Origin of the sequence: Vibrio caribbeanicus ATCC BAA-2122 (genome assembly GCF_000165125.1) — a bacterium.
Taxonomy (GTDB): domain Bacteria; phylum Pseudomonadota; class Gammaproteobacteria; order Enterobacterales; family Vibrionaceae; genus Vibrio; species Vibrio caribbeanicus.
The window spans coordinates 38,610-61,163 of the sequence record NZ_AEIU01000074.1 but is presented as its reverse complement, the minus strand read 5'-3'; the positions used below and the strand labels follow the sequence as shown (position 1 = coordinate 61,163).

Here is a 22,554-nt window from a genome sequence, read left to right as displayed (position 1 = left end):
ATCATTGACCTCTTGAAGGATTTAATAGACTTATCACCCTATTATGTTCAACAGTGGATCCAAAATTATATTTATTATCTATTATTTTTAATTGAACGCGTTTTTCTTTTTTTTCATGACAAGCTGCTAATAATCTTACATCATATCTTTCATCTTTAAATTCTATTGCTTCATACTTAACTTCTTCTATTCCTTCATTACTCAGGAAAATGCTTATTTCATTTATAAAATCGCTAAAGTCAACACTGTATTCTACCAAATACTTAGGGTTTTTATTTCTCAATTTATCCACGAAAACTTTAATACAACTAATAGCTTCATCATTGTTATTAAGAGTGATTTTAATTTCCTTATCATAGTCGGAATAAATATCATTTCTCACTTCTAATCCATATACATTCGAAATATTTGATAATAAAATTAGAAGTGATGCTTTCAATACCCTCACTAGTTAAAACCTCCCTGAATGATCATATCTCCAAGTTTAGGCTCTGTTAATTCAGATAAATCAATATTAAGCAATCTTTCTATGTCGCTTGTCCTATGGAAGCCTGGTAGTTTCACCTTATCCGGATCGACAGGAGTAACTAGGTTTACTGTAGCAACGATAATAAGTTCGGTCTTACTTCGATCAGTTTTGCTATGACTGAATAGTGCACCTATTATTGGAATGTCTCCTAAGTAAGGAACTTTACTCAAAGACTCCCGTTCTTCACTACGCAAAAGACCTGCTAATACAAAACTTTGTCCGTCCTTTAACTGTACTGTTGTCTCAGCACGTCGAGTTTGAAGGGAAGGTGCTGTTAGCTGACCAACTTTAGTTACATGGTTCTCGTCTATAGTACTCACCTCAGGAAAAAGTGATAAACGTATGTTCTCGGAATCCGCCACTTTGGCTATCATGGAAAGCTTGACGCCATATTCTTTATAACTAATTGAAACACCCTTATCATCTCTCACCCCTATAGGGATTTCTCCCCCGACAAGGAAGCTTGCCTTTTCTCCAGATATTACTGACAGATTTGGCTCTGCTAATACATGACCGACACTCTCATTGCCTACAGCAGAAATCACAGCTACAATATCTTTTGCACTAAAGTGTGTGATTTTATTTACGAATTTTCCCGCTTCTCCACCCATCTCGGAATAACTAACACCAATTTCATTTAGAAAAGAACTTGCTACTTCAGCGACAGTAATTTTTACATTTATCTGTTCTGTTGAGAGTACTTTCATATTGTTAATTATTTCGTGATAGTTATATTCTAATTGTGTATTTCCACCAGATGCATCGCTATACTTTTGAACATTTCTCTGTTTTTTTAACATTTCACCGACGAGACGTGAAACCGCTTTTTTAACTCTCTCACTACTGACAACACCATCCAAGACAACTTGATCACCTATATTAGAAACTGAAATCGTTTCACCTGGAAATCGTGCCAGGATTGTTTGTTTAAGTAGTCTTAAACTTTTATTCACAATTAATTCAGTATTATAAATTTCACTACCACCCTTTCCGTAGACGATCACCGAGGTCGACCCCACACCAACACCGAAAATAACAAGCTTGTTATCATCTATAATTTTGTAGTCTGCTATTGTTGGATTGACGAGGAAAACAGTAGATATTGAATTCTTTAAATTAATAGTCTTTGCACTATCTTGGTCAATGTTTAGTATTTCAGCAGCTGAACAATTTGAGATAAATATAAAAATTAACGACAACAAAGTTAGTATATTTACCTTTTTTATTTTAGTATTTACCACGTAACTCTCTAACTCTAATTTTACTTTCTAAAATGTCATTAATTTCTACTTTTAGATTTTTATTTTTGAATGACGAAGGAATTATAGAAACTTCGCTTATCTTTCTTGACAACTCTAACTTTAATATTTCTTTTGGTTTTAAAGCCACAACAATACTCGTATTTTCTTCATCAGTCTCCTCTTTTTTTTCTCTCAGCACTTGCAAAACTCTTGCATTATTTATTACAATCTTGCTGGTAACATTATTTATATCATCATAACCAGAGATTAAAACATTACTTTCTGATGACATCGTAGATATAAAACTGATCCTATCACCAGAATTCAAATTCAGTGATTTCGCAGTAAAGCTAGATACATTTTCATATAGATAAGGCAATTCATCGCTATCAAGTAAGAAGCTTATATAGTCATTATCACCAGGAACTAAATACTTTGATTGACTGAGAAATTCTCCCTCTTTTAAGTCTGTCTTAAAGACAGAACCACTTGGTATTTCATTGTTGGAATCGATGTATTCTAGGTTTGATAATTCACTTTCTTTTACGTCAATAATGGATATGAAATTCCTATCTACCAACTCACCTTTTTTCACGTTTTTATTTATACAATAGATGGACAAGACGTCCTCATTGACTATTTCTTCCTGTAATGGTTTATCTTTTGAATCTTGTGAAAAAAAATATATTGTAGTAAATAAAAACAACGTTACCAATAATATTGAAATGTTTCTATTCATTTCATTCCTTCATTAAATAAATAGGGGAACTACCCCTATTTTAATAAACATTTTTTTACAGTACTATATTCCTACCCCTTCTTTTTCGTAGCTTCTGTAAATGCAGTGGTCATATCACTAAACGCTGTATTCAAGGCTTTCATAAAAGTTCCATCTTGACTCAGAAGCGGAAATATTACTATTGCTATCGCTGCAACGATAAAAACGTACTCTAATGCTGCTGCACCTCGTATATCTTCATTAAACTTGATTTTCAAAAAATATAAACTTGTAAATATTTTATTAAACATAAATTTCTCTAGGATTATTTTATCGACAAAAATACGACTTTTAAAATTTACATTGTTATCATTAAGAATTCAAATAAAGTTTATTTATTAGGTTATAACTAATTAAAATGGCAAAAAGATAATTATTTCCTTAGAATGAGACCAAACAATTAAAACCATAGACTGAAATGATAATAAATATTATATTTTTATCTTACTTTATACTTTGTGTGACTGTAATGATTTACGACATGAGATATAGAATAATACCAAACATTATTATAAAGATCATTTTTGTCTTAGGGACAGCAATTTCGCTATACCAAGGCCACTTTATTAATTCATCTCTGATTTTTATATTTTCGTTTATTGTCTTTTTTTGTTTTTGGTATTTGGGTTTTATCGGCGGAGGAGATGTCAAAGCGATATGTGTTTTCACATTAGCCATCAAGCCTGATTTTATAGCCTTTTATTTTATCTTAATAGGAATTCTAGGAGCTATGCAAGTCGTAATCATGATCGCTTACGACTGTTTATTTAAAAAGGTTCAGATTAAAAAAGGTATACCATATGGCATACCAATATCAATATCTAGCTTCATGCTTTTGATTATATCTCTGCTAGCAAATTAAGAGTCTAAATCATCATAGGATATATCATTCTTCACGTCATGGGGATTACCGAACTCTCTTAACCGTCTAGCTAGCTTGCACGAAACAATCTGCGCAATTGCATCGTCCCGGCTCCACGCATAAAGGTTAATCGGCTGTCTTAAAGGTTTTCTTTCACACTCAGTATCTAGTAACGACCATTTTGGACAAATAACTATGGTGTCAGAAGAAAGTAATTCATTTTCCATCATACTTGCCGATCCCGTTGCCAACCAGATACAACCATCTGATATAGTTATATTTTCTTTTTGCAAAAACTCAACTATAAGATTTTTTTTGAGTGTGCCACAAAAGACAACTTTAGATACATGGGAGGAACCACCCCTCTTTTTAGCCATAATATATTTTGATGTATAAATATGTTGAGAAGATCCTCTACCTTTAGGTAACCTTTCTGTGCTAAAGATAAGATCATAATCATCTATTGAACTTGATTGATTCACATTGAAAATATTCACCGTAAGATTGTCATAACTGTGTTTTTTTAGTTCACTTACAATATTGTTTATGAAGCTGCTGCAAAGTGTATCCTCTAACGCTATGCTAATACGTCCACTTAGATTAATATTTCTTAGCTGTTCAAACAGATTTTCATTCATTTTCAAGGTTTTTTCCGCATGCTCTAGCATGATTCTCCCATGATCGGTAAGGTCAAAACTTTCTTTCCTATCAAAAATTTCCGCGCCAATAACACTCTCAATTTTCTTAATGTGTTGGGATACAGCTGGTTGGGTCATGAATAACGACTCTGCCGCAACTGTAACACTTCTGTGTTTTGCGACTCTAGTTAGCGTCATCAGATACTTAGAATCAATAAGGCAACTGGGTTTGTTCATCATATAAATTTACCTTTAATGCGATTTATATATCACAATATTATTTCACTCCTAATCAGCGATGCATTGACCTCAAACATGCGAAGGACTGACTTTGTAGTACCCCTATGCTTGCCTTGTCTGAAGAAAAAATATTTCGATATAATCAATACTTAAGTTGGTGCTTGATGTGTTTTACTCAGACAAGTTAACCCATCTATTCGTAAGCTACTAAAAACAAAGTTAAAATTCGTATTAACAAATTAAATAATATATATAAGCTACTGATAATATTGAATTTAACCACCCATATAAATAAAGATAAATTCATAACGATTGATATTATTTTCGATGTCAAAGCTATTGATTTAGCAAGAAGTAACCACACAGCTGCAAGAAATAGGATTTGCAGCATTATCACAGCATAGTTTCATTAAAAACAAGATGTAAGAACAATTAGCAGCTAAACCATAATCTGTACTTTTGAACAAATGCTCGAAGAGCTAGCAGTTCTAACAGGCGCATACAATGTAAAAGGTTGGTAATGAACATGAGGCTTTATCGTTGTCGCTTAATTTGAAAACAATACCTCGTCTCTCTACGTCAGAATCTTGAGACCGCTTGTGTCCCTCTTTGATCTATATTCTTTCAATAAAACAGAGCAAACAACATATACCCAAGTAACCTCAAGGTGCTAGGTTCGGCGGGAATCGCTTACTTCACAGGCAAGGCAACTCGCCCTTTGGGAGCGTGCCACAGCGCCGATTTCATCGTCAAATAACTTGGTAAGAGCTCACTTTTCCGCTGCGTTATTTTCCTTGAACTCAACACTGTGGTATCGCTCTGAATCCTGCATTTTGACGTCACTTGGGTATAAAAATATTACAGACAAGAAAGAGCAACCAGTTGTTGGGTATATTTATCTTTAGGTGCACTAAAGATAGCTTCTGTTTCCCCTTGCTCGACGACTCTACCATCTTTCATCACAATCGTGTAATGACACAAAGAACGCACAACACTCAAGTCATGACTGATAAATAGATAAGAAAGATCGTACTGTTTCTGAAGTTTTTTCAATAGTTCAAGAACCTGAGCTTGAACTGTTCTATCAAGTGATGATGTTGGTTCATCAAGTAGAATAAATTGGGGATTTAGAATCAACGCTCTCGCAATAGCCACTCTTTGACGCTGCCCTCCGGATAACTCGTTTGGGTAACGGAATCTCATTTCAGGCACTAATCCCACATCATTCATTACCGTACATATTTTTATGTCGATTTCACTTTCACTTAATTTCTCGTGAACTCTTACACCTTCTCCGATAACGTCAGCTACTGACATTCGGGGATTTAAAGCAGAAAATGGATCTTGAAAGACCACTTGTAATTGACTCCGATAAGGAAGCATTGCACGTCGGTTTAAACCCTGGAGTTCTTTACCTAAAAATGAAACTGAGCCTTCTGAGTTTAAAAGACGAAGCAATGCGAGTCCTGTTGTAGACTTTCCTGAACCACTCTCTCCTACAATCCCAATAGCCTGACCCACTTCCAATGTGAAGTTCATATCTGTCACTGCTTTTATGTGTGAAGATATCCGTTTGAAAATACCACTTTTTATTGGAAACCAGACTTTTAGGTCTTTAATGCTTAGTAAAGGCGATGTGCTACCGCTAACAGGGACTGGACGACCTTTGGGATCTGAACTAATCAAGGTCTTAGTGTATTCATGCTTGGGTGAACTAAATACCTCACAACACGGACCAGTTTCTATAATTGAACCATCCAGCATAACGGCAACTCTATCTGCAATACTGCGCACAATACTTAAATCATGCGTAATAAACAGCATTGCCATACCAAGTTCTTTCTGTAGATTTTTTAATAATTCTAGAATTTGTGCTTGTACCGAGACATCAAGAGCTGTGGTAGGCTCGTCTGCAATTAGCACTTCAGGTTCGTTAATCAAAGCCATCGCTATCATAACTCGCTGACGTTCCCCCCCTGAGAGTTCATGTGGGTAAGCTAATATTTTTTGTTCTGGAAAGCGGATTCCAACCTTACCTAACCAACTTATCGCAACTTCTTCTGCTTGTCTTTTGCGTAAGCCTTGATGAACTGCTAGGGTCTCCGTAAGTTGCTTGCCTATTTTATGTAAAGGGTTTAGAGAAACCATAGGCTCCTGGAAAATCATACCTATCCTACTGCCTCTTATTCCACGAAGCTTACGTTCTGAACAATTAAGCAAGTTCGACTTACCAAAAGTCACAGTTCCTGTTAAATACTTTGTTGAATGTTTGGGCAATAATTTCAGAATGGCATTCGCTGTCACTGATTTTCCAGAGCCACTTTCACCGACTAAAGCTAATGTTTCTCCTTTATTGAGTGACAGTGATACATTACGAGTAATTGGCTCTATCCCATTTTTCGACTCAAAACCAATACTCAGCTTATCTATCGAGAGTACACTTTTTTCCATAATTATACCCTTTGCAAATGCGGATCAAATGCATCCCTTACCGCTTCTCCTATAAACACCAGAAGGGTGAGCATAATGGACAGAACAAAGAATGCAGAAAGTCCCAGCCAAGGTGCTTGTAAGTTTGCTTTTCCCTGCGCCAAAAGCTCTCCCAAAGAAGGAGATCCCGTCGGTAAACCAAAGCCAAGAAAATCCAGAGAAGTCAACGTCGTTACGGAACCTGATAGAATAAAAGGCATCATAGTCAGTGAAGCAACCATGGCATTAGGCAGCATGTGCCTCAACATTATTCGGCGATCATTCACACCCATGGCATGAGCAGCCCTGACGTAATCGAAATTCCTACAACGCAAAAACTCTGCTCGTACAATCCCAACTAGACTCATCCAGCTAAATGCGACCATGATACCAAGAAGCCACCAAAAGTTCGGCTCGACGAAGCTTGAAAGAATAATGAGCAAGAAAAGCGTCGGCATACCTGACCAAACCTCAATAAAGCGTTGCCCAAATAAATCAATTTTCCCTCCGTAATAGCCTTGTGTCGCACCGACAAAAACACCAATAATGCTGGAGATAACCGTGAGAATAAAACCGAACAATACAGAAATACGAAAGCCGTATATAACACGAGCCAAGACGTCGCGGCCTTTATCATCAGTCCCCAGTAGGTTTGTTCTATCAGGCGCAGAGGGCACCGCTGTAGTGAGATCAAAGTTGATAGTGTCATAGCTGAATCGGATTATGGGCCAAACGATATAGCCCTCTTCATTAATCAAATCGACAACAAAAGGATCTGTATAGTCAGCCTCTGTATCAAACTCCCCGCCAAATTGAGTTTCAGAATACTGGTAGATTACGGGGAAATACCATTGATCTGAATAGCTAATAAATAATGGCTTGTCATTAGCAATTAACTCTGCAAACAGACTCAGAACAAACAGCAGGCAGAATATCCATGCAGACCAATAACCACGCCGATTTAATTTAAAACGGAGCCACCTCATTTCATTGAGTGGATTTTTTCTCTTTTGCTTATACATGGTCAACGCGCCTCAAAATCTATCCTAGGATCTACCCATGTATAGGTGAGATCAGAGATAATACTTAAGACAAGGCCGAGTAACGTCATAATATAAAGCGAACTAAAGACGACGGGATAGTCACGTTGGATAGTTGACTCAAAACCAAGTAAACCGATACCTTCAAGTGAAAACATAACCTCAATCAACATTGAGCCTGTAAAAAATATACTGATAAAGGCAGCTGGAAAGCCTGCGATAATAATTAGCATCGCATTACGAAAAATATGTTTGTACAAAATCGCTCCTTCATCCAATCCCTTGGCTCTTGCTGTGACAACATATTGTTTATTAATCTCATCAAGAAATGAGTTTTTGGTTAACATACTCAACGTGGCAAATCCACCGATTACCATGGCTAAAATAGGCAGTGAAAGGTGCCAAAAGTAATCAATAATTTGCTGATACCAATTAAGTTGGTCGAAATTTGTAGAAACTAAACCTCGAAGTGGGAACCAGCTGAAATAGTTACCGCTTGCAAAAAAGATAATCAGAATAATGGCGAAAAGAAAGCCTGGAATCGCATATCCTACAATAACAATAGTGCTACTCCAGATATCGAAGCGGCTGCCATGATGGAGTGCTTTTACAACACCGAGAGGGATAGAAACAAAGTAGATTATCAAGGTACTCCATAGTCCTAATGAGATGGAGACAGGTAAGCGCTCGATAATCAGATCTATTACGTCACCTCCTTTAAACAGACTTTCTCCAAAATCAAACATGAGATAGTTTTTTAACATATCAAAGTAGCGCTCAAGAACAGGTTTGTCGAAACCAAACTGAACTTTAATCGCCTCAACAACCTCTGGGTCTAAGCCTCTAGAGCCCTTGTATCCAGAACCTGTATCATCCGCTTTGAAGCTCGAATCAACCTCATTTCCACCGCCAGAAAAACGCTCCATTATACCTGAGCTATGTCCCTCAAGTTGCGCGATTGCCTGTTCTACTGGTCCTCCAGGAGCAACCTGAATGATGAAAAAATTTATGGTAATAATCGCCCACAATGTCGGGATAACTAACAGCAAACGCCTCAATGCATAAGCTAACATCAATTCTCCCTTAACGACGTTTTTCTGGCAAAAGTTGTGCTTTATTCTCTGAAACCCACCAAGTATCTACTCCCAAGTCATATTTTGGGGTTGTCTCTGGTCGTTCAAATTTATCCCACATTGCAACTCGATATTCACTAACATGCCATTGCGGGATAATATAGAAATTCCATTGAAGAACTCTATCTAGTGCTCGGCCTAAAGAAAGCAGGGCTTTTGGTTCTTGCTGACGCTTTGATATTTCAGCAGTTAAAAAGTCTACAACAGGATCATTCACACCTGCTGTATTGTAAGTTGAATCCAAATAATTTGAGTTCCAAACGATCATTAAATTTGGGCTTGGATAAGGATTGGCACCATAAGCAGAAGAAACCATATCAAAATCACGATCTCTAAGGCGCTTAATATATTGAGTGGTATCGATCGTCCTGATCTTCATATCAATACCCATACGTTTGAGATTTTTCTGAACAGGGATTGCGATTCTTTCTGTGGTGGGGCTATAGATAAGGAGCTCAAATGCCAAAGGTTCACCAGTGCGTATGTTGGTCATTACCTTATCTTTTAATTCCCATCCAGCACTTTTCAACAACTTAAAAGCTTGACGCATTTGGACTCTTATTCTTCCCGATCCGTCAGTGACCGGCGGCTGATATTCTTTACTAAAAACTCTCTCAGGAATTTTGTTGCGAAATTGTTCCAGCACTCTCAACTCCTCTTTCGAGGGTACCCCTTTCGCTTCATAATCTGTGTTCTGAAAATAGCTCCGCGTGCGACTGTACTGACCGTAGAACATATTCTTATTCATCCACTCAAAATCCATGGCGTAAGTCAGCGCCTCTCTTACCAATGGATCTGAAAATATATCTCTTTGGCTATTAAAGACAAAGGCTTGAGTGCTTTCTGGTTTTTGGTGAGGTATTTCCTTTTTAACGATATAGCCTTTATCAAAGTTAACACCAGTATAAGAGTTAGCCCAAAATTTGGCAGAAGTCTCTAGCCGAAAATCAAATTCTCCTGCTTTAAAAGCCTCCAACATTACCGTTTCATCTCTGTAATAGTCGTAGCGTATCTGTTGGAAATTTTTTCTGCCAACATTAACCGGTAAGTTGGCCGCCCAATAATTTTCTACTAACCCATAAGTAACATATTGACCTGTCTTATAGTCGATAATCTCATAAGCTGAACTACCCACTGGCGGTGTCATTAACGGCTCAGAAAAGTTTTTATCGCGCCAAAAATGTTTCGGTAAGATTCGAGTCCCTTGAGCAAAACTGAATAACTTTTCACGATTGGGCTTTTTCATCTCGATACGAGCTGTTAAATCGGTCTTTGCTGTTACCGAAGCAATATCACTATAATAAACTCGATATTGGGGCACACCCTCTTTCATGAATTTATCAAATGTAAATGCAACGTCATGAGCAGTGATCGGTACTCCATCATGAAATCGAGCCTTAGGGTTAATATCGATTTCTAGCCAAGTAAAGTCGTCAGAGTACCTCACTCTCTCAGCTATGAGAGGATAGTAAGTATCAATTTCATCGCTTGGCTTAAACATCAGAGTATCGTACAACTCACCACTTGCCTTTGCAGCGACCCCTCTCGAGGCATAGCGATTAAAGTTATCATAGGTCCCTATTTGTCCATAAGTCACCTTTCCATATTTAGGTGCCTCTGGGTTTACGTAATCAAAATGGGAGAAATTTTCAGAATATTTTGCCTCACCAAACCCAACTAAGGTCGTCGATTCAATAACTTTTGCGTCAGCCACGCCACTCAGCAAAATGATAGTTAAAAAACCACGATACGACTTGGTCCTAGATATACTCATATTACTAATCCTTCAGCTTTTCAAGGGAGCTAGTGACTATAATATTAATTACCGTCAATAATTCAACTGCTTGGAAAAACTATAGTGTAAATCTTTTCAAAAAGAGGCTACCGAGCTCAAGGTTTGCGAGAAAGTTACTTTTGCTAATTTAATAACTGGTATACCGAGCCCATTAGTGAATAAATCCCCAAGTAAACAACAGAACACAAAAATACATTTACGTCTGGTAGTAGTCCTCAACACTTGACCATCAAACTGGCAACCTGTTTGAGCAAATACGTTTCTCGCTCAATACTCATGCCTTTTTTGGAGCTATTGGCAATCGTTTGTTCATTATGTTCGATTGCTTTATGAATATTGACCCACACGGGCGTCATACCATTGGATATTTCATAATCTTCAAGTGACGTCATACCTAATTCGCGTTCTACTTTGCACGTAAAACAATACGACATCATATGCATTACCTCAGCATTATCTTTATACCAGGGACGATATTCCTCATAAATACCGAATGGCTCAATGTCGGAGATATTACGCGCACCGGTTTCTTCTTTTAATTCTCTACATAAACCTTCAACCAGATCTTCACCTTCATCGAGCCCCCCTCCCGGTAGAGAATAATCATGGTATCGTTCTGTGAATAGGAGCAAAATATCCTCCCCATCTAAAACAATGGAGCGAGTTGCTTTACGGTTTATAATACGTTGTCCTTCGATTGAAGTAATTGAAGGATGAAAAGAAGTAATTAAATGTTTCATATATCTGCTGTGTGGCTAATTTTCTCCAATATTACCATTTTTAAATTGGTAATACCGAATTCCCCCAATCACCCGAAGTATGGTCTGATAATACAGCGTCTAAGTGAGCTTACCTACATCAATTGATATCACTAGCAGTTCTCTCTTGTACCGGAGGACAAACATTTTAGAAGCTCATAGGCAACAGTTATGTTCTCATCAAATGGGAAAATAGTTGTTAGTTGGTGAAAGATCTCTTTTGCTGCAATGGTTTTATTTGTATGGTGAAGGGACCATGCCTTGATCTCCAACAGGGCAATATCTAGGCCATATTGACTATCATGCTGGTCCAGAAGAAGCAAAGCTTGACTATATTGTCCCTGATGATAAAACTGATAAATTGCTTCAGCCATCCACCTTTTATTAAGTGCCTCTCTGTTTTGACTGTTTTGAATAAACTCAGCTTGAACCAATGCTTTTTGATGGAAACCTGCTTGTATAAGCGTTAACACGTAACCATATTGAGTAATTTCCCAACGCCTGTGGTTCAAAGGAATTTCAGCTAGAACTTCCTCAAATGCCAACATTGCAGAGAATACCCTTTTAAGTTCATACAATTTCCATGCTCGTAAAGAAGCCAACTCTGGGCTCAAAGCACGGGACAAGCTATTTAGCAAAACCAGACAAGTGGCAGCTAATGGAGGCTGGCGGCAGACTTGGTCATTATACTCTCGTGTGCTCAATTTTAATTCAGGAAACTTTTTCTCATAGTGTTGCAGTGTTCGCTTTGCTTGTACCGAGAGGCTATAAAGTATTCCACGAACTCTAAGCTCTGTCTCTCCAGCCCACTCAATTGCGCTTTCAAACCAAAACATTGCCAAGTCTGGTCTCTGTATATCGAGATATTTCCAGCCTAACGCCTCGGCAAGTTGTCCACTTTGCCTCTTCGTAGTTATACGCCCAATTTCTTGTAATGTTTTCAATGTCGGCTTAGGTTGTTCCAAGCTAGAGAGCAAATAATCCTCTTTGAACGCTGCCAACGCAAATTCATCGACATAGCGACTCGCCCCATATCGGGCCAAAATGTCTTCGATAGCAGACCGATTTATCCAGCTAAGCATTTTCTTGGTGGTTGTCAAAGCATGAGCTGGACACGTTTCTAGTAATTCGTCATATCGGCGCTGAGAATTAGGACCATACCCCGTCGAAACTTCGTTTAGGAGAGATTGCCATAGCCAATGGATATGCTCACAGTTTTGCCACTGAGGATGCTGCTTTGAGAGTCTAGTCGCCTCTTCATAGCGACGGTTTATGATTAAAAAGCCCATGTACTCTAATGTTTTCCTATAATAGAGCTCTTCTCTTAAACGCTCAGATATCGGAATATCTTTTGTTGATTGCTCAACGACTTCCCAACCATCTTCCTCCAACATACGCCAATATTTACGTTCATTAATGGCGGTTGAAACACTAGCGTTAATTGCATCTGTTGCGGATGCTGGTAACGTCTCACCATACCCATAATGGCTAAAGTTCATACAGAAAACTATTGACAAGATAATGTGTCTTTTCATCTGCAAAACCTCTCTTGATATGCAATGTGCGAAAGGAGGGTTAGACTGTCAGAATAGTAGTTATCCCCTTGAACTTGTTTTCTGATTCCTTTTTTTGCAATGTTTGAGGATTTATTTAGAGTAGACTGAACCAATTCTGATATCGCATAAGCACCAATTGGTGGTTGATAAGAAGCTTTACGGCCTGTTTTGATATCAACCCAAGCCGCATCCTCGCTCATGAGCCAATTCAAATATTTTTTGTTGATGGGATGACTCTGTCCAGACCAAGATAGATAAAGTGGAATACGATAGTTTGAATAACCAAAAATCGTCTCAAACTTTTTCGCTGGTTTCCATTCCCCATGCGAAAATTCAAGCCAGTCACTAGGTAGCAGAGATTTACCGTATTGATTTTTATCTAATATGTTGTTTCCACTGATAATTAACCTATCCCAAACTTTTTTATGAGAGTTGAACTCTTTGAAAGCCGGAAATATCCAGTAAGCGGGATTAACTATGGTAGATTCAGGTGTCTCAAATCCATTATTTCCGGGCAAGAGAATCGTATCTCCGTCAACAATTCGTATTTGAGTCTCTGCGATATGATGGATAATTTTAGTTGAATCGTCTAAATAACGGCTATTGCCCCACTTTCTACTCGCTCGCAGCAAAGCCCATGCGATTAAAATATCCCCATCGATTGCATTATTTTTATCTGGCGTGTGAGGGGGTCTTGGCTGCCATTTCCAAGCAAGCAAAACAGTTCCCGGTACTGTTAAGTTTTTCTGAGTCCAATCCCATAGCCTGCTGAAGGCTTCATTATCATCAAAAAAGACCGCCATCAACATTGCATAACCTTGGCCTTCACTATGAGATATACGTTGATTTGCGTTATCAATTACCCGCCCTTCATCCGCCAAATACCAAAGTTTATATTTTTCCCATTGATGAGCCGTATCGACGCATTGAGAGTTCACTGTTGTGAAACCCTGAAGGAAAAACATAACTGACACAAAAATAATGCGATAATAGTAATTCATGCGCGTCGCTCTAATTTTCTATATATGATAAAAGAAATTATCCCAATCAGGCTTATAACTAGACCTGATAAAACATAAGGCCATACCAATACAATAAACTTTAGCCCCTCATGTAAACTTTGAGGTCCATTACCTAATCTAATTTTGCCAGTTGGTAGAACATCTTGCGTACTACTCAAAAATTGCTTTAGTTCTTCAATATCTGTGTGATCAAGCTTGATCACATATCCATCTTCTTCTAACTGATTATGTTTAATACTCGCATTTTTAGGTTGAGTGGATAATTCAGGCCCAAACACAAACAGCTTGTCTAAAATTTTCTGTTTCCATGTATTACGCTTTTCCACCATATCGTTAACATCAATCGATTCAGGCCCAACAAAAGGTTCCGAGAGTATTACTTGGAGTCTTCGACTTTTCTTTGAACTAAAAGTTATTAAATTGTCTGGAAACGCTTTTTGAGCATGTAGTGTAATATTACTTAAGAAATACCAAAGCATGTTTAATTGTTCTTGTCCCATTCTAGGGATAGATATTTGTGATTCGCGTCCGAGTCTATCTGCGACAGCTAGCACACCTTCGGGCCTCAAATAATGGGTTTGCAGAGGGATAAATTCAAGGCCAGGATCAATTACCATAGTCGAACTCTGACTATCAACGACAATATTAATGTCTTTATCCAAGCTAGATGCTTTAAGCTGAATTGTATTCAATCCTTTTTTGAAACCTTGTAAAGGTAGCTCTAAGCGATAATAGTGAGATTCGCGCCACCAACTCGAGTGAAGCAACTCGCTTCTGCTATGGACACCGTTTAACCTAAGGATCAGCATTGCATCATTCGGTAGAAGCCGCTCATGATTCACCATGAGATTTAAAACAAATTTGGATGACGCATCAAACTTTAAAGTACTTGGTACAAAGACTCTAAGATTAATAGAACTAAGGGTGATGTTGACTTTATCTACAAAATCATCAAGAGAGACTCTTTGACTTCCACTTGATGGGACCCTAACTATTGAAGAACCTTGTTTGTTTTTTTTATCGAGCCACGAACTTTGTAAAGCAAACTGTGTTAGAGCACGCAATACCTCGTTTTGGTTAGTTCCAGTTATCAAAAGCAATACACAATCATCACTTTTTTGGGTAACCCCGATAAAGGGGCCTTTGATACCGGCAACATTAAAGTCTTTGGCAAACCTTGACTCTCTCAAAGCTAATGTTGTTCCAAAAATAATTCGAACACCGGGAATAAAGTCATCTGAGATCGGTCCATATCTTATATTCTCTTGAATGGTCTGCGTACGAAGTGTTAACCCCTGTACTATTTTACTTGCTCCGTTAATTGATGTTTCACTCATCGCATCTTCAAGAGGGTGAAGGTAGGTCAGGTAGTGAGAAAAATAGCCTCCCCTTAACAAGGCGTTAAAAGTGTTCAGGTTATTTCTATCTTTGGCGATTATTGGCTCTAAGATCGGCCTATAGTAAGAATCTTTTTGATTCAGTACAGTCAGCAATTCATGAGGTTTGACCCGACCATGGTTCAAAGCTGAATGAACAATTCGCAATTTGAAATTTGGTTTTGAGTTGGATAATGATTGTAAAGGCACATCGAATCGCACAAACTGATAATGGTTTAACTGCCCTAACTCAACGTGTGACAAGTATTGTTTACCATCTGTCAAAATCAAACGAGTAGCCACACCCTCATTATTGTTATATATCGCTAAATTAAAGATGACTCGATTAAGACGATTTGTATCTTGAATCATCAAAAAAATGGGCTCCTCATGTGCTAAACCTCGAAACATAATCTCATCGTCATTACCTGTTAAATATAAAAAAGGAATGTCTTTGTTAAATTGCGCAAAAGAGCTTAAGGGGAGGAGTGAAAGAATGAAGATTGCTAGTAACTTATTCATTTCGAGTGAGCTCTATATGTGCATTATTGCACGCAAAACGCGCACAAAGTGATGAAAAAAAAGACCAACAATGTTTAGACTTGATACCAATAGGTTTTGTCTTAGCTCCTCTGAGTGGTGGCGAATTCCCTCCCATCGCTCACTTCTCCCATACATTTTTTTATGTTGAGCGAACATATCTTTGGCCCTTTCACACTTGCACTCACAACAAATTTGACCTCCCTTCAATGTCGCTTTAACCACCATATGAACGGTTTCGTGCCGATACATAGGTTTATTATGAAAGAATTTTCCATTTTCGGTAAAAAAATGCACGTCAACAGAGTCACCAAGCTTTATGGGATGCTTTTTTAATGAAAGGGTAAGCCGTGCGCCATGAAGCGAGATATCATTAATTACAGCACTAATTGAATGCTCCTGATGCTCTACCGATGCTTTTTCATTAATTAATAGACGCGGCTCTTTACGGCGCTGCTTTACCTCAAGCATCCCACTTAAGCTCAAAACAACGAGAATGAAATTAAACGTATTAAATATCAAAACCAACAACAATCGACCACGTTCATCAATGTTATATAAATAAAGGTAAACACCCCAGACTTCAGCAAACAAGATCAGAATGAACATAATCATCATTACAGGGGTTAAACGAGAAAAGGCCGTGGACTTTGTCGTTTCTCCCTTCGGGGTAACACGAAAAACAACGCGTTTTGGTCTGGGGTGGAACAATGTTACTATCGCTGGAACAAACAGGTAAAGAGCGAGTGCTGTTTCGTAGAGCTCTGAAAAAAATGCCTTGCGCGTTTTACCAAATAACATTTGATTAAGGACCATGCTGTTTAGTAAGTGAGGAACAACATAAAATAAAAAATCGCGGGCATCACATACAAAAATCTGTATATCAAACAGTAGATATAGCAGCGGTGAAATTAAAAAAATTGTCCTAAAAATTGGAAATAGCCAATGTAAGGTCGCGTTCAAATAACAAAGCCGCTGGCTAATATCTAAACCCTTTTTAGTAATGGGATTGTTCAGCATAAAAACCTGAATCATACCTTGACACCAGCGCATTCTTTGCATCATATAAGCTTGGAATGTATCCGGAGATAAGCCTGCAATCATAGGTTTATTTAAATAGGCGCTATCCCACCCCTTAGCATGAATATTCACCGAAGTGTCAGCATCTTCAGTTATGGTTTGAGTCGCAAGACCTCCCACCTCCAACAGTGCTGCACGTCTGAGGAGTGCAGCAGAACCACAAAAAAAGCAGCTATTCCAGTTGTCCATGCCGATCAAAATGCTGTTGTAAAACATTTCATTTTCAGGCTGAACTTTATCGATAAGTTCTAGATTTTTTTCTATCGGATTCGAAGTTATAAAAAAATGAGGAGTTTGTAAAAAGCCAAGGTTCCCATTATTTTGAAATGCACCTACAGTATTGATCAGAAAGTCTCGTGTCGGAACGTGATCAGCATCTAATACGAGTATTAATTCTCCATGAGTGTGCTCTAATGCATAGTTAATATTGCCAGCCTTTGCACCTTCATTATCCCGACGAGCTATGTAATTTACGCTGAGTTCATCACAAAAATTTTTTAGCTGTTCCGCTCTCTCTTTAGCCTCATTTGCGTTTACAGCGTCAGGGTTTTGAAGCTTTTCTGTCGTACCACCATCATCAAGAACATACACATTTACTTGTCCAGAATATCGTAGCTTGACCGCAGCAACAATCGTAGGCGTAACAACATCTAAACGCTCATCATAGGTGGTAATGAACACATCAATCGAAGGGAGAGGTTTGCTCTCATCAACCGGAACAACTTGACGTATGTTAAGCTTTAAAGTGATAAACATCCCCAACAAGTAAATCAAGATCCCATAACTTTCTGCCGCAAACAACATGAGTGCAAAAGGCAAGTCGAACTGACTTTCCCAAGGAATCGAATAGACAAACCTCCAACACAAATATCTTATGGAAATAAAGCCACCAAGTAGCATTACGAATACACGTAGAAACGATGACTTCAAACGGCTGAATATCACTATTAACAGAAAAGCCATAACGACCAACATTAAGTGTGATTCAACTGAAACATGAAAAGCCGCCAAGTAGGCTAACAATAACAGTAAGATAAAAACTAGAGCCGCCCTAAACATAGAAGTCGATAACTACATCCTAGGATGCAGAAAAATCCCTCCCTTTATCCAAGCTGGTATAGGCCGCTTCAATGGCGTGCAATAATTGGTGAATATCGAAATCCAATCGACGTCACTCTGAATATATTGACGAGAAATCAGACAGGTATCACTATCCTCTACGATTGTCCACGTTTCATATGCCTTATCTTTCTCAAAAATTTTTTTACCTGGTGCATCAGGGATTAGTAGGTTAAAGCGTTCTGGAGGAATACGATAAGGATTGCTAGCGACAATTTGCAATACGAGGTTTTCTCGTGGCTGCATTGATTCGTTTGGTAATAATGTCCAAAAAAAGGTTATATCTCCGTATTTCTGGCTAAAATGATGTCCATCTATGTGTGTCGGTAAGTTTGCAGGAAGATTACCGATTTGTTCCAATACAGGGTCAAAGGATTGAATTTCATCGGGCCGCTGCTGACAACCTATGAGTAATAGAGCACAACATCCTATCAAAGCTATCGTCTTACCTGAATACACGTTTTTTCCTCGACTCAGACGTATACAATACTTAAAACACCTTATTGGCTTCTGTATTTAAATGCAGACCACGCTATAAAGTTTGCGCCTCACGTTAGTACTTTCAAAAACTCGGCACTTAAAGTGATAAAATAATCATCACTTATAAACTTAGTTTAAATAAAACAACATGCATAGAATTTGTTAGTTCTATCAATTTAACAATTAGCAGCGTCATTTCTAAAATGATGGCTTATACTGAATATCGCTGTAAACCTTTTCTCATCTCCATGCCGCTAGAGCAGTAACAAAATACTGCTCAACTCATCGTAGTTTCTCTTTGGATTATCGCTAAAAAGTTGTTTATTTTTATCCTAAATCAGGGTTCAATATCATCATAAACCCAAGTCTAATCAGAGGTTAAAATGCTCGATATTGCCATATTTAGTGCTAAGTCTTATGATGAAGAATCCCTTCTCAAAGCCAATAAAAAATACAACTATAATCTCTATTTCCATGATTTTCAGTTAACAAAAAAAACAGCAAAGGTCGCACACAATTGTCAGGTAGTTTGTGCCTTTGTAAATGACGAACTTGATGCAGAGGTACTGCAAGGACTTCATCAAGAAGGTGTTAGAATGATCGCAATGCGCTGTGCTGGCTACGATCGAGTTGACTTAGACGTCGCAAAGCAACTTGGAATCAATGTAGTGAGAGTCCCAGCCTACTCTCCTGAATCGGTAGCAGAGCATACCGTCGGTCTCATGATGAGTTTAAATCGTCGATTTCACAAAGCGTATCAAAGAACAAGAGACGCTAATTTTAACCTCGATGGTCTAGTTGGTTTCAATTTTTATGGCAAAACGGCGGGTATTATTGGTACCGGAAAGATTGGAATCGCCACCATGAAAATTCTTAAAGGGTTGGGTATGAAGCTTTTATGCCATGACCCATACGAGAATGAAGAAGCACTAAAAATGGAAGCAAGCTACTGTACTAAGGAATATCTTTTCAAAAACAGTGATATCATTACACTTCATTGCCCAATGAACGACGAAAATTATCACCTTCTCGATACAAACGCATTCGAGCAAATGAAAGATGGAGTCATGATAATCAACACTAGCCGCGGCGGGCTACTCGATTCTGCTGCTGCAGTTGAAGCCTTGAAGACTGGCCGTATCGGTGCGCTTGGTTTGGATGTTTACGAGCATGAGAGAGCACTTTTCTTCCAAGATAAATCAAATGATGTAATTGTGGACGATATCTTTCGTCGATTATCTGCATGTCACAATGTCTTGTTTACTGGGCATCAAGCATTCCTCACTCACGAAGCACTTGCGAACATAGCCGAAACAACCTTCAAGAACATCGATGCCTATACCAAGGGTATCTGTTCCGGAAACGAAGTTTTTTAGGTAAAGTAAAGCCTGCACTGATGTTTACAATCAGAGCAGGCTTTTTATCAAGGACTATTTTCTTAGTGAATTAATTTTAGCTTGTGCGATACCAAAAATAGTATCGATAGGATAACTTCCTTCATCACTCGGAATACCGGCAGAACGACCAGTGAACAACTCTATAGCTTCTGTCACATGGTCAATAGCCCATATGTGAAAGTCCCCTTTTTCAACCGCTTTAACTATGTCAGGTCTGAGCATAAGATTGTGCATGTTTGACCTTGGAATAATTACGCCTTGAGTGTCACTTCGTCCCTTGATGGTGCAAACATCAAAGAAACCTTCGATCTTCTCATTTACACCTCCAATAGGCTGTGACTCACCAAATTGATTCATTGAACCTGTTATGGCTATATCTTGCCTATTGGGTTGTTTAGAGAACGCAGAAACCACTGCACAGAACTCAGCCATACTCGCGCTATCTCCATCAACCCCACCATAAGATTGTTCAAATGTTATTGTAGTACTGAGCGGAACCTTAGCAGTCTTACCAAATACTGAAGACAAGTATGCCGTTAGAATCATGACGCCTTTTGAGTGGATACTACCCCCGAGATCAACACTGCGTTCAATATCAATGACCTCCCCATCACCATAACAGGTTGTAGCCGTGATTCGATTTGGAGCACCAAACATATATTCGCTTGTACTTAGAACAGATAAGGCATTAACCTGACCTACAGCCTCACCACTAGTTCGTATCAATGTCGTCCCATTAATAAAACTTTCCATAACACTATCTTTGAGCCTACTAACCCTTTGCTCTTGGTTCGATAGAGCTTCCTCAACATGACTTAAACGAATCATGTTCGAATTTGCTTGTCTTGCAACATAGTTAGACTCGCGCAAAAGGTTTGCGATATTGGCAGAGTGAAGCGAAATTTTATTCTGATCTCCAGCTAGCCTAGAACTATGTTCAATGATCCTTGCGATAGCTTTGCGGTCACAATGCAGCATGCCGTTATCATTTACTACACTAGATATAAATTTTGCATATTGTAATTCCGAATCAGCATTGCGATTCATCTCATCTTCAAAATCCGCAGTCACTCTGAATAATTCACTAAATTCTGGATCGTAATGCTGCAGTAATTGATAAGTGCGATAATCTCCAAAAAGAATGATTTTCACGTCAAGAGGGATAGCTTCGGGATCCAGTGACACTGTTCCCGTTAAAGTTACCTCTTTTTCTAAGGATGTCAGACTCAACTGCCTTGCTCTCAATGCACGTTTTAAGCCGTCCCAGACATAAGGTTGCTCGAGAACCTTCTGAGCATCCATAAGGAGCACACCGCCATTCGCTTTATGTAAACTTCCCGGCCTGATCAATGAAAAATCTGTGAAAACTGTACCTTTGAACGTCGCAGTTTCGATATAGCCAAAGAGCGTGTGATAATTGGGATTTTCCTCAACAACAATAGGAAACTCGCCCTCTTTACGGCTAACGAGAACATTGACCTTATAACGACGCGGTAGTTTTTTATCCAACGATGCTGTAGCAGCCTCCCCTTGCTCTGCGCTCTGTTCGAGGAAGATATCAGCATTTTCAACGATATCTTGTTGCAGTTCCGTTAGGTAAGTTTTTATCGCTGAATAGCCAGCATAATCTTTTTTAAGTTGTTTTATAAAATGAGTGATTACATCAAGGGTGACTTCATCATTTAATTTTTTTATCTTTTCACTGTACGCTTCTTCCCACTCCGTTAGCTGACGTACCATATTTCTAAGATTAACTTCAAGCTCATCGATAGTCTCGCCAAAATATTCTTGCTCCTTTCTACTCAATGCATCAAAAGACTCTTCGCTGTGAAGTTCATCACCATTCATTGCAACAAACTGGTAGTCACCCTGAGAGGTAATCGTTAGGCTTATCCCTTTTGCCTTTGCATCTTTGGTAATAACTGCGAGCTCTGCTTCTTGCTTTGCAGCTAACTGATTTTTTAATTTATCAGCACGGCTATAGTAGAGCTCATTATCAAACGCTAAAGGCATCGCATTGACCAGCTTCGACATCAGTTTCTCTATATCTTGCTTTAAACGGCTGCCGATCCCACAGGGGAGCTTTAATACTCTGGGGGTTCTAATGTCCTCAAAGTTAGCAATGTAACACCAATCAAAAAGCGCCTTCTCGTCATGCTGGTGACGATTCAGATAACGCAAAATCATTGTTCGTTTGCCTAACCCATTTTGGCCGATAGCATAGATGTTATAACCTTTCTCTTTGATTGACATCGCGAACTCAACTGCTTTTTGTGCTCGCTCTTGACCAACAATCTCATCGATAGGCGCCAACTCTTTAGTCGACTTGTTTTGAAGTTTTTCCAACTCAGCAGACAGATATAACTGAGTTGCCTCAAGTCTTTGTATAGTCATCACTCTACCCTTGTCAGTATTTAGTATTAGGAGTTAGTGTAGGTCATAATTATTTATATTTTAGTGACTTATAGCCTAATTAAGTTTAAGTGGACGTTTTTTAACCA

General features: G+C 38.5%; 18 protein-coding genes. 2 read left to right on the top strand and 16 right to left on the bottom strand.

The annotated features are described in order from the left end of the window. Position 1 precedes the first annotated feature (1 nt). From RH40_RS10335 to RH40_RS10320, 4 genes are all read right to left on the bottom strand, one after another. Positions 2 to 382, bottom strand: coding sequence for a hypothetical protein (locus tag RH40_RS10335; RefSeq protein WP_139056876.1), 381 nt, complete (start codon positions 380 to 382; stop codon positions 2 to 4). 65 nt (positions 383 to 447) lie between these two features. Continuing rightward, positions 448 to 1,770 (bottom strand): type II and III secretion system protein family protein, encoded by a 1,323-nt coding sequence (locus RH40_RS10330; protein WP_009601420.1) that lies wholly within the window; start codon positions 1,768 to 1,770, stop codon positions 448 to 450. Then, positions 1,757 to 2,509 carry a hypothetical protein gene (locus RH40_RS10325; protein ID WP_009601419.1) on the bottom strand — a complete coding sequence of 251 codons (753 nt, stop codon included), beginning with the start codon at positions 2,507 to 2,509 and terminating at the stop codon, positions 1,757 to 1,759. The genes RH40_RS10330 and RH40_RS10325 overlap by 14 nt, the downstream gene beginning before the upstream one ends. A gap of 71 nt (positions 2,510 to 2,580) precedes the next feature. Continuing rightward, the gene (locus tag RH40_RS10320; RefSeq protein ID WP_009601418.1) at positions 2,581 to 2,799 is read right to left on the bottom strand and encodes a Flp family type IVb pilin; all 219 of its coding nucleotides are present in this window, start codon (positions 2,797 to 2,799) and stop codon (positions 2,581 to 2,583) included. A 167-nt stretch (positions 2,800 to 2,966) separates the two neighbouring features. On the opposite strand from RH40_RS10320, the gene RH40_RS21240 reads away from it, so the two are divergent. Then, positions 2,967 to 3,410, top strand: a complete 444-nt coding sequence (locus RH40_RS21240; protein ID WP_050790439.1) for a prepilin peptidase — start codon at positions 2,967 to 2,969, stop codon at positions 3,408 to 3,410. Here the strand turns inward: RH40_RS21240 and RH40_RS10310 are convergent. The 11 genes from RH40_RS10310 to RH40_RS10260 all read right to left on the bottom strand — a co-directional run bounded on the left by RH40_RS10310 (position 3,407) and on the right by RH40_RS10260 (position 18,635). Beyond that, on the bottom strand, positions 3,407 to 4,288 hold the full coding sequence (locus RH40_RS10310) for a LysR family transcriptional regulator (protein ID WP_009601416.1): 882 nt from the start codon (positions 4,286 to 4,288) through the stop codon (positions 3,407 to 3,409). The genes RH40_RS21240 and RH40_RS10310 overlap by 4 nt on opposite strands. A gap of 858 nt (positions 4,289 to 5,146) precedes the next feature. Continuing rightward, positions 5,147 to 6,739, bottom strand: coding sequence for an ABC transporter ATP-binding protein (locus RH40_RS10305; protein ID WP_009601415.1), 1,593 nt, complete (start codon positions 6,737 to 6,739; stop codon positions 5,147 to 5,149). A 2-nt stretch (positions 6,740 to 6,741) separates the two neighbouring features. Next, the gene (locus RH40_RS10300) at positions 6,742 to 7,779 is read right to left on the bottom strand and encodes an ABC transporter permease (protein WP_009601414.1); all 1,038 of its coding nucleotides are present in this window, start codon (positions 7,777 to 7,779) and stop codon (positions 6,742 to 6,744) included. Between the two features lie 2 nt (positions 7,780 to 7,781). Then, positions 7,782 to 8,870 (bottom strand): microcin C ABC transporter permease YejB, encoded by a 1,089-nt coding sequence (locus tag RH40_RS10295; protein ID WP_009601413.1) that lies wholly within the window; start codon positions 8,868 to 8,870, stop codon positions 7,782 to 7,784. 10 nt (positions 8,871 to 8,880) lie between these two features. After that, positions 8,881 to 10,704 carry an extracellular solute-binding protein gene (locus RH40_RS10290; RefSeq protein ID WP_009601412.1) on the bottom strand — a complete coding sequence of 608 codons (1,824 nt, stop codon included), beginning with the start codon at positions 10,702 to 10,704 and terminating at the stop codon, positions 8,881 to 8,883. Between the two features lie 236 nt (positions 10,705 to 10,940). After that, positions 10,941 to 11,465 (bottom strand): NUDIX hydrolase, encoded by a 525-nt coding sequence (locus RH40_RS10285; RefSeq protein WP_009601411.1) that lies wholly within the window; start codon positions 11,463 to 11,465, stop codon positions 10,941 to 10,943. 131 nt (positions 11,466 to 11,596) lie between these two features. Next, positions 11,597 to 13,018, bottom strand: coding sequence for a hypothetical protein (locus RH40_RS10280; protein ID WP_009601410.1), 1,422 nt, complete (start codon positions 13,016 to 13,018; stop codon positions 11,597 to 11,599). Then, positions 13,015 to 14,040 carry a family 8 glycosyl hydrolase gene (locus tag RH40_RS10275; protein ID WP_009601409.1) on the bottom strand — a complete coding sequence of 342 codons (1,026 nt, stop codon included), beginning with the start codon at positions 14,038 to 14,040 and terminating at the stop codon, positions 13,015 to 13,017. Before RH40_RS10275 ends, RH40_RS10280 begins: the two co-directional genes overlap by 4 nt. Further along, on the bottom strand, positions 14,037 to 15,959 hold the full coding sequence (locus tag RH40_RS10270; protein WP_009601408.1) for a cellulose biosynthesis cyclic di-GMP-binding regulatory protein BcsB: 1,923 nt from the start codon (positions 15,957 to 15,959) through the stop codon (positions 14,037 to 14,039). The genes RH40_RS10275 and RH40_RS10270 overlap by 4 nt, the downstream gene beginning before the upstream one ends. A gap of 12 nt (positions 15,960 to 15,971) precedes the next feature. Beyond that, positions 15,972 to 18,116, bottom strand: coding sequence for a UDP-forming cellulose synthase catalytic subunit (bcsA, locus tag RH40_RS10265; protein WP_009601407.1), 2,145 nt, complete (start codon positions 18,114 to 18,116; stop codon positions 15,972 to 15,974). A 12-nt stretch (positions 18,117 to 18,128) separates the two neighbouring features. Beyond that, complete coding sequence (locus RH40_RS10260; RefSeq protein ID WP_009601406.1) at positions 18,129 to 18,635, bottom strand: hypothetical protein; 507 nt, start codon at positions 18,633 to 18,635, stop codon at positions 18,129 to 18,131. 404 nt (positions 18,636 to 19,039) lie between these two features. Between RH40_RS10260 and RH40_RS10255 the strand changes: the two genes are divergently transcribed. Further along, on the top strand, positions 19,040 to 20,032 hold the full coding sequence (locus tag RH40_RS10255; RefSeq protein WP_009601405.1) for a 2-hydroxyacid dehydrogenase: 993 nt from the start codon (positions 19,040 to 19,042) through the stop codon (positions 20,030 to 20,032). Between the two features lie 54 nt (positions 20,033 to 20,086). Here RH40_RS10255 and RH40_RS10250 read toward each other — a convergent pair whose 3' ends face one another. Further along, a complete protein-coding gene (locus RH40_RS10250; RefSeq protein ID WP_009601404.1) occupies positions 20,087 to 22,447 on the bottom strand; it encodes a Lon protease family protein in 2,361 nt (786 codons plus the stop codon). Positions 22,448 to 22,554: the final 107 nt, after the last annotated feature.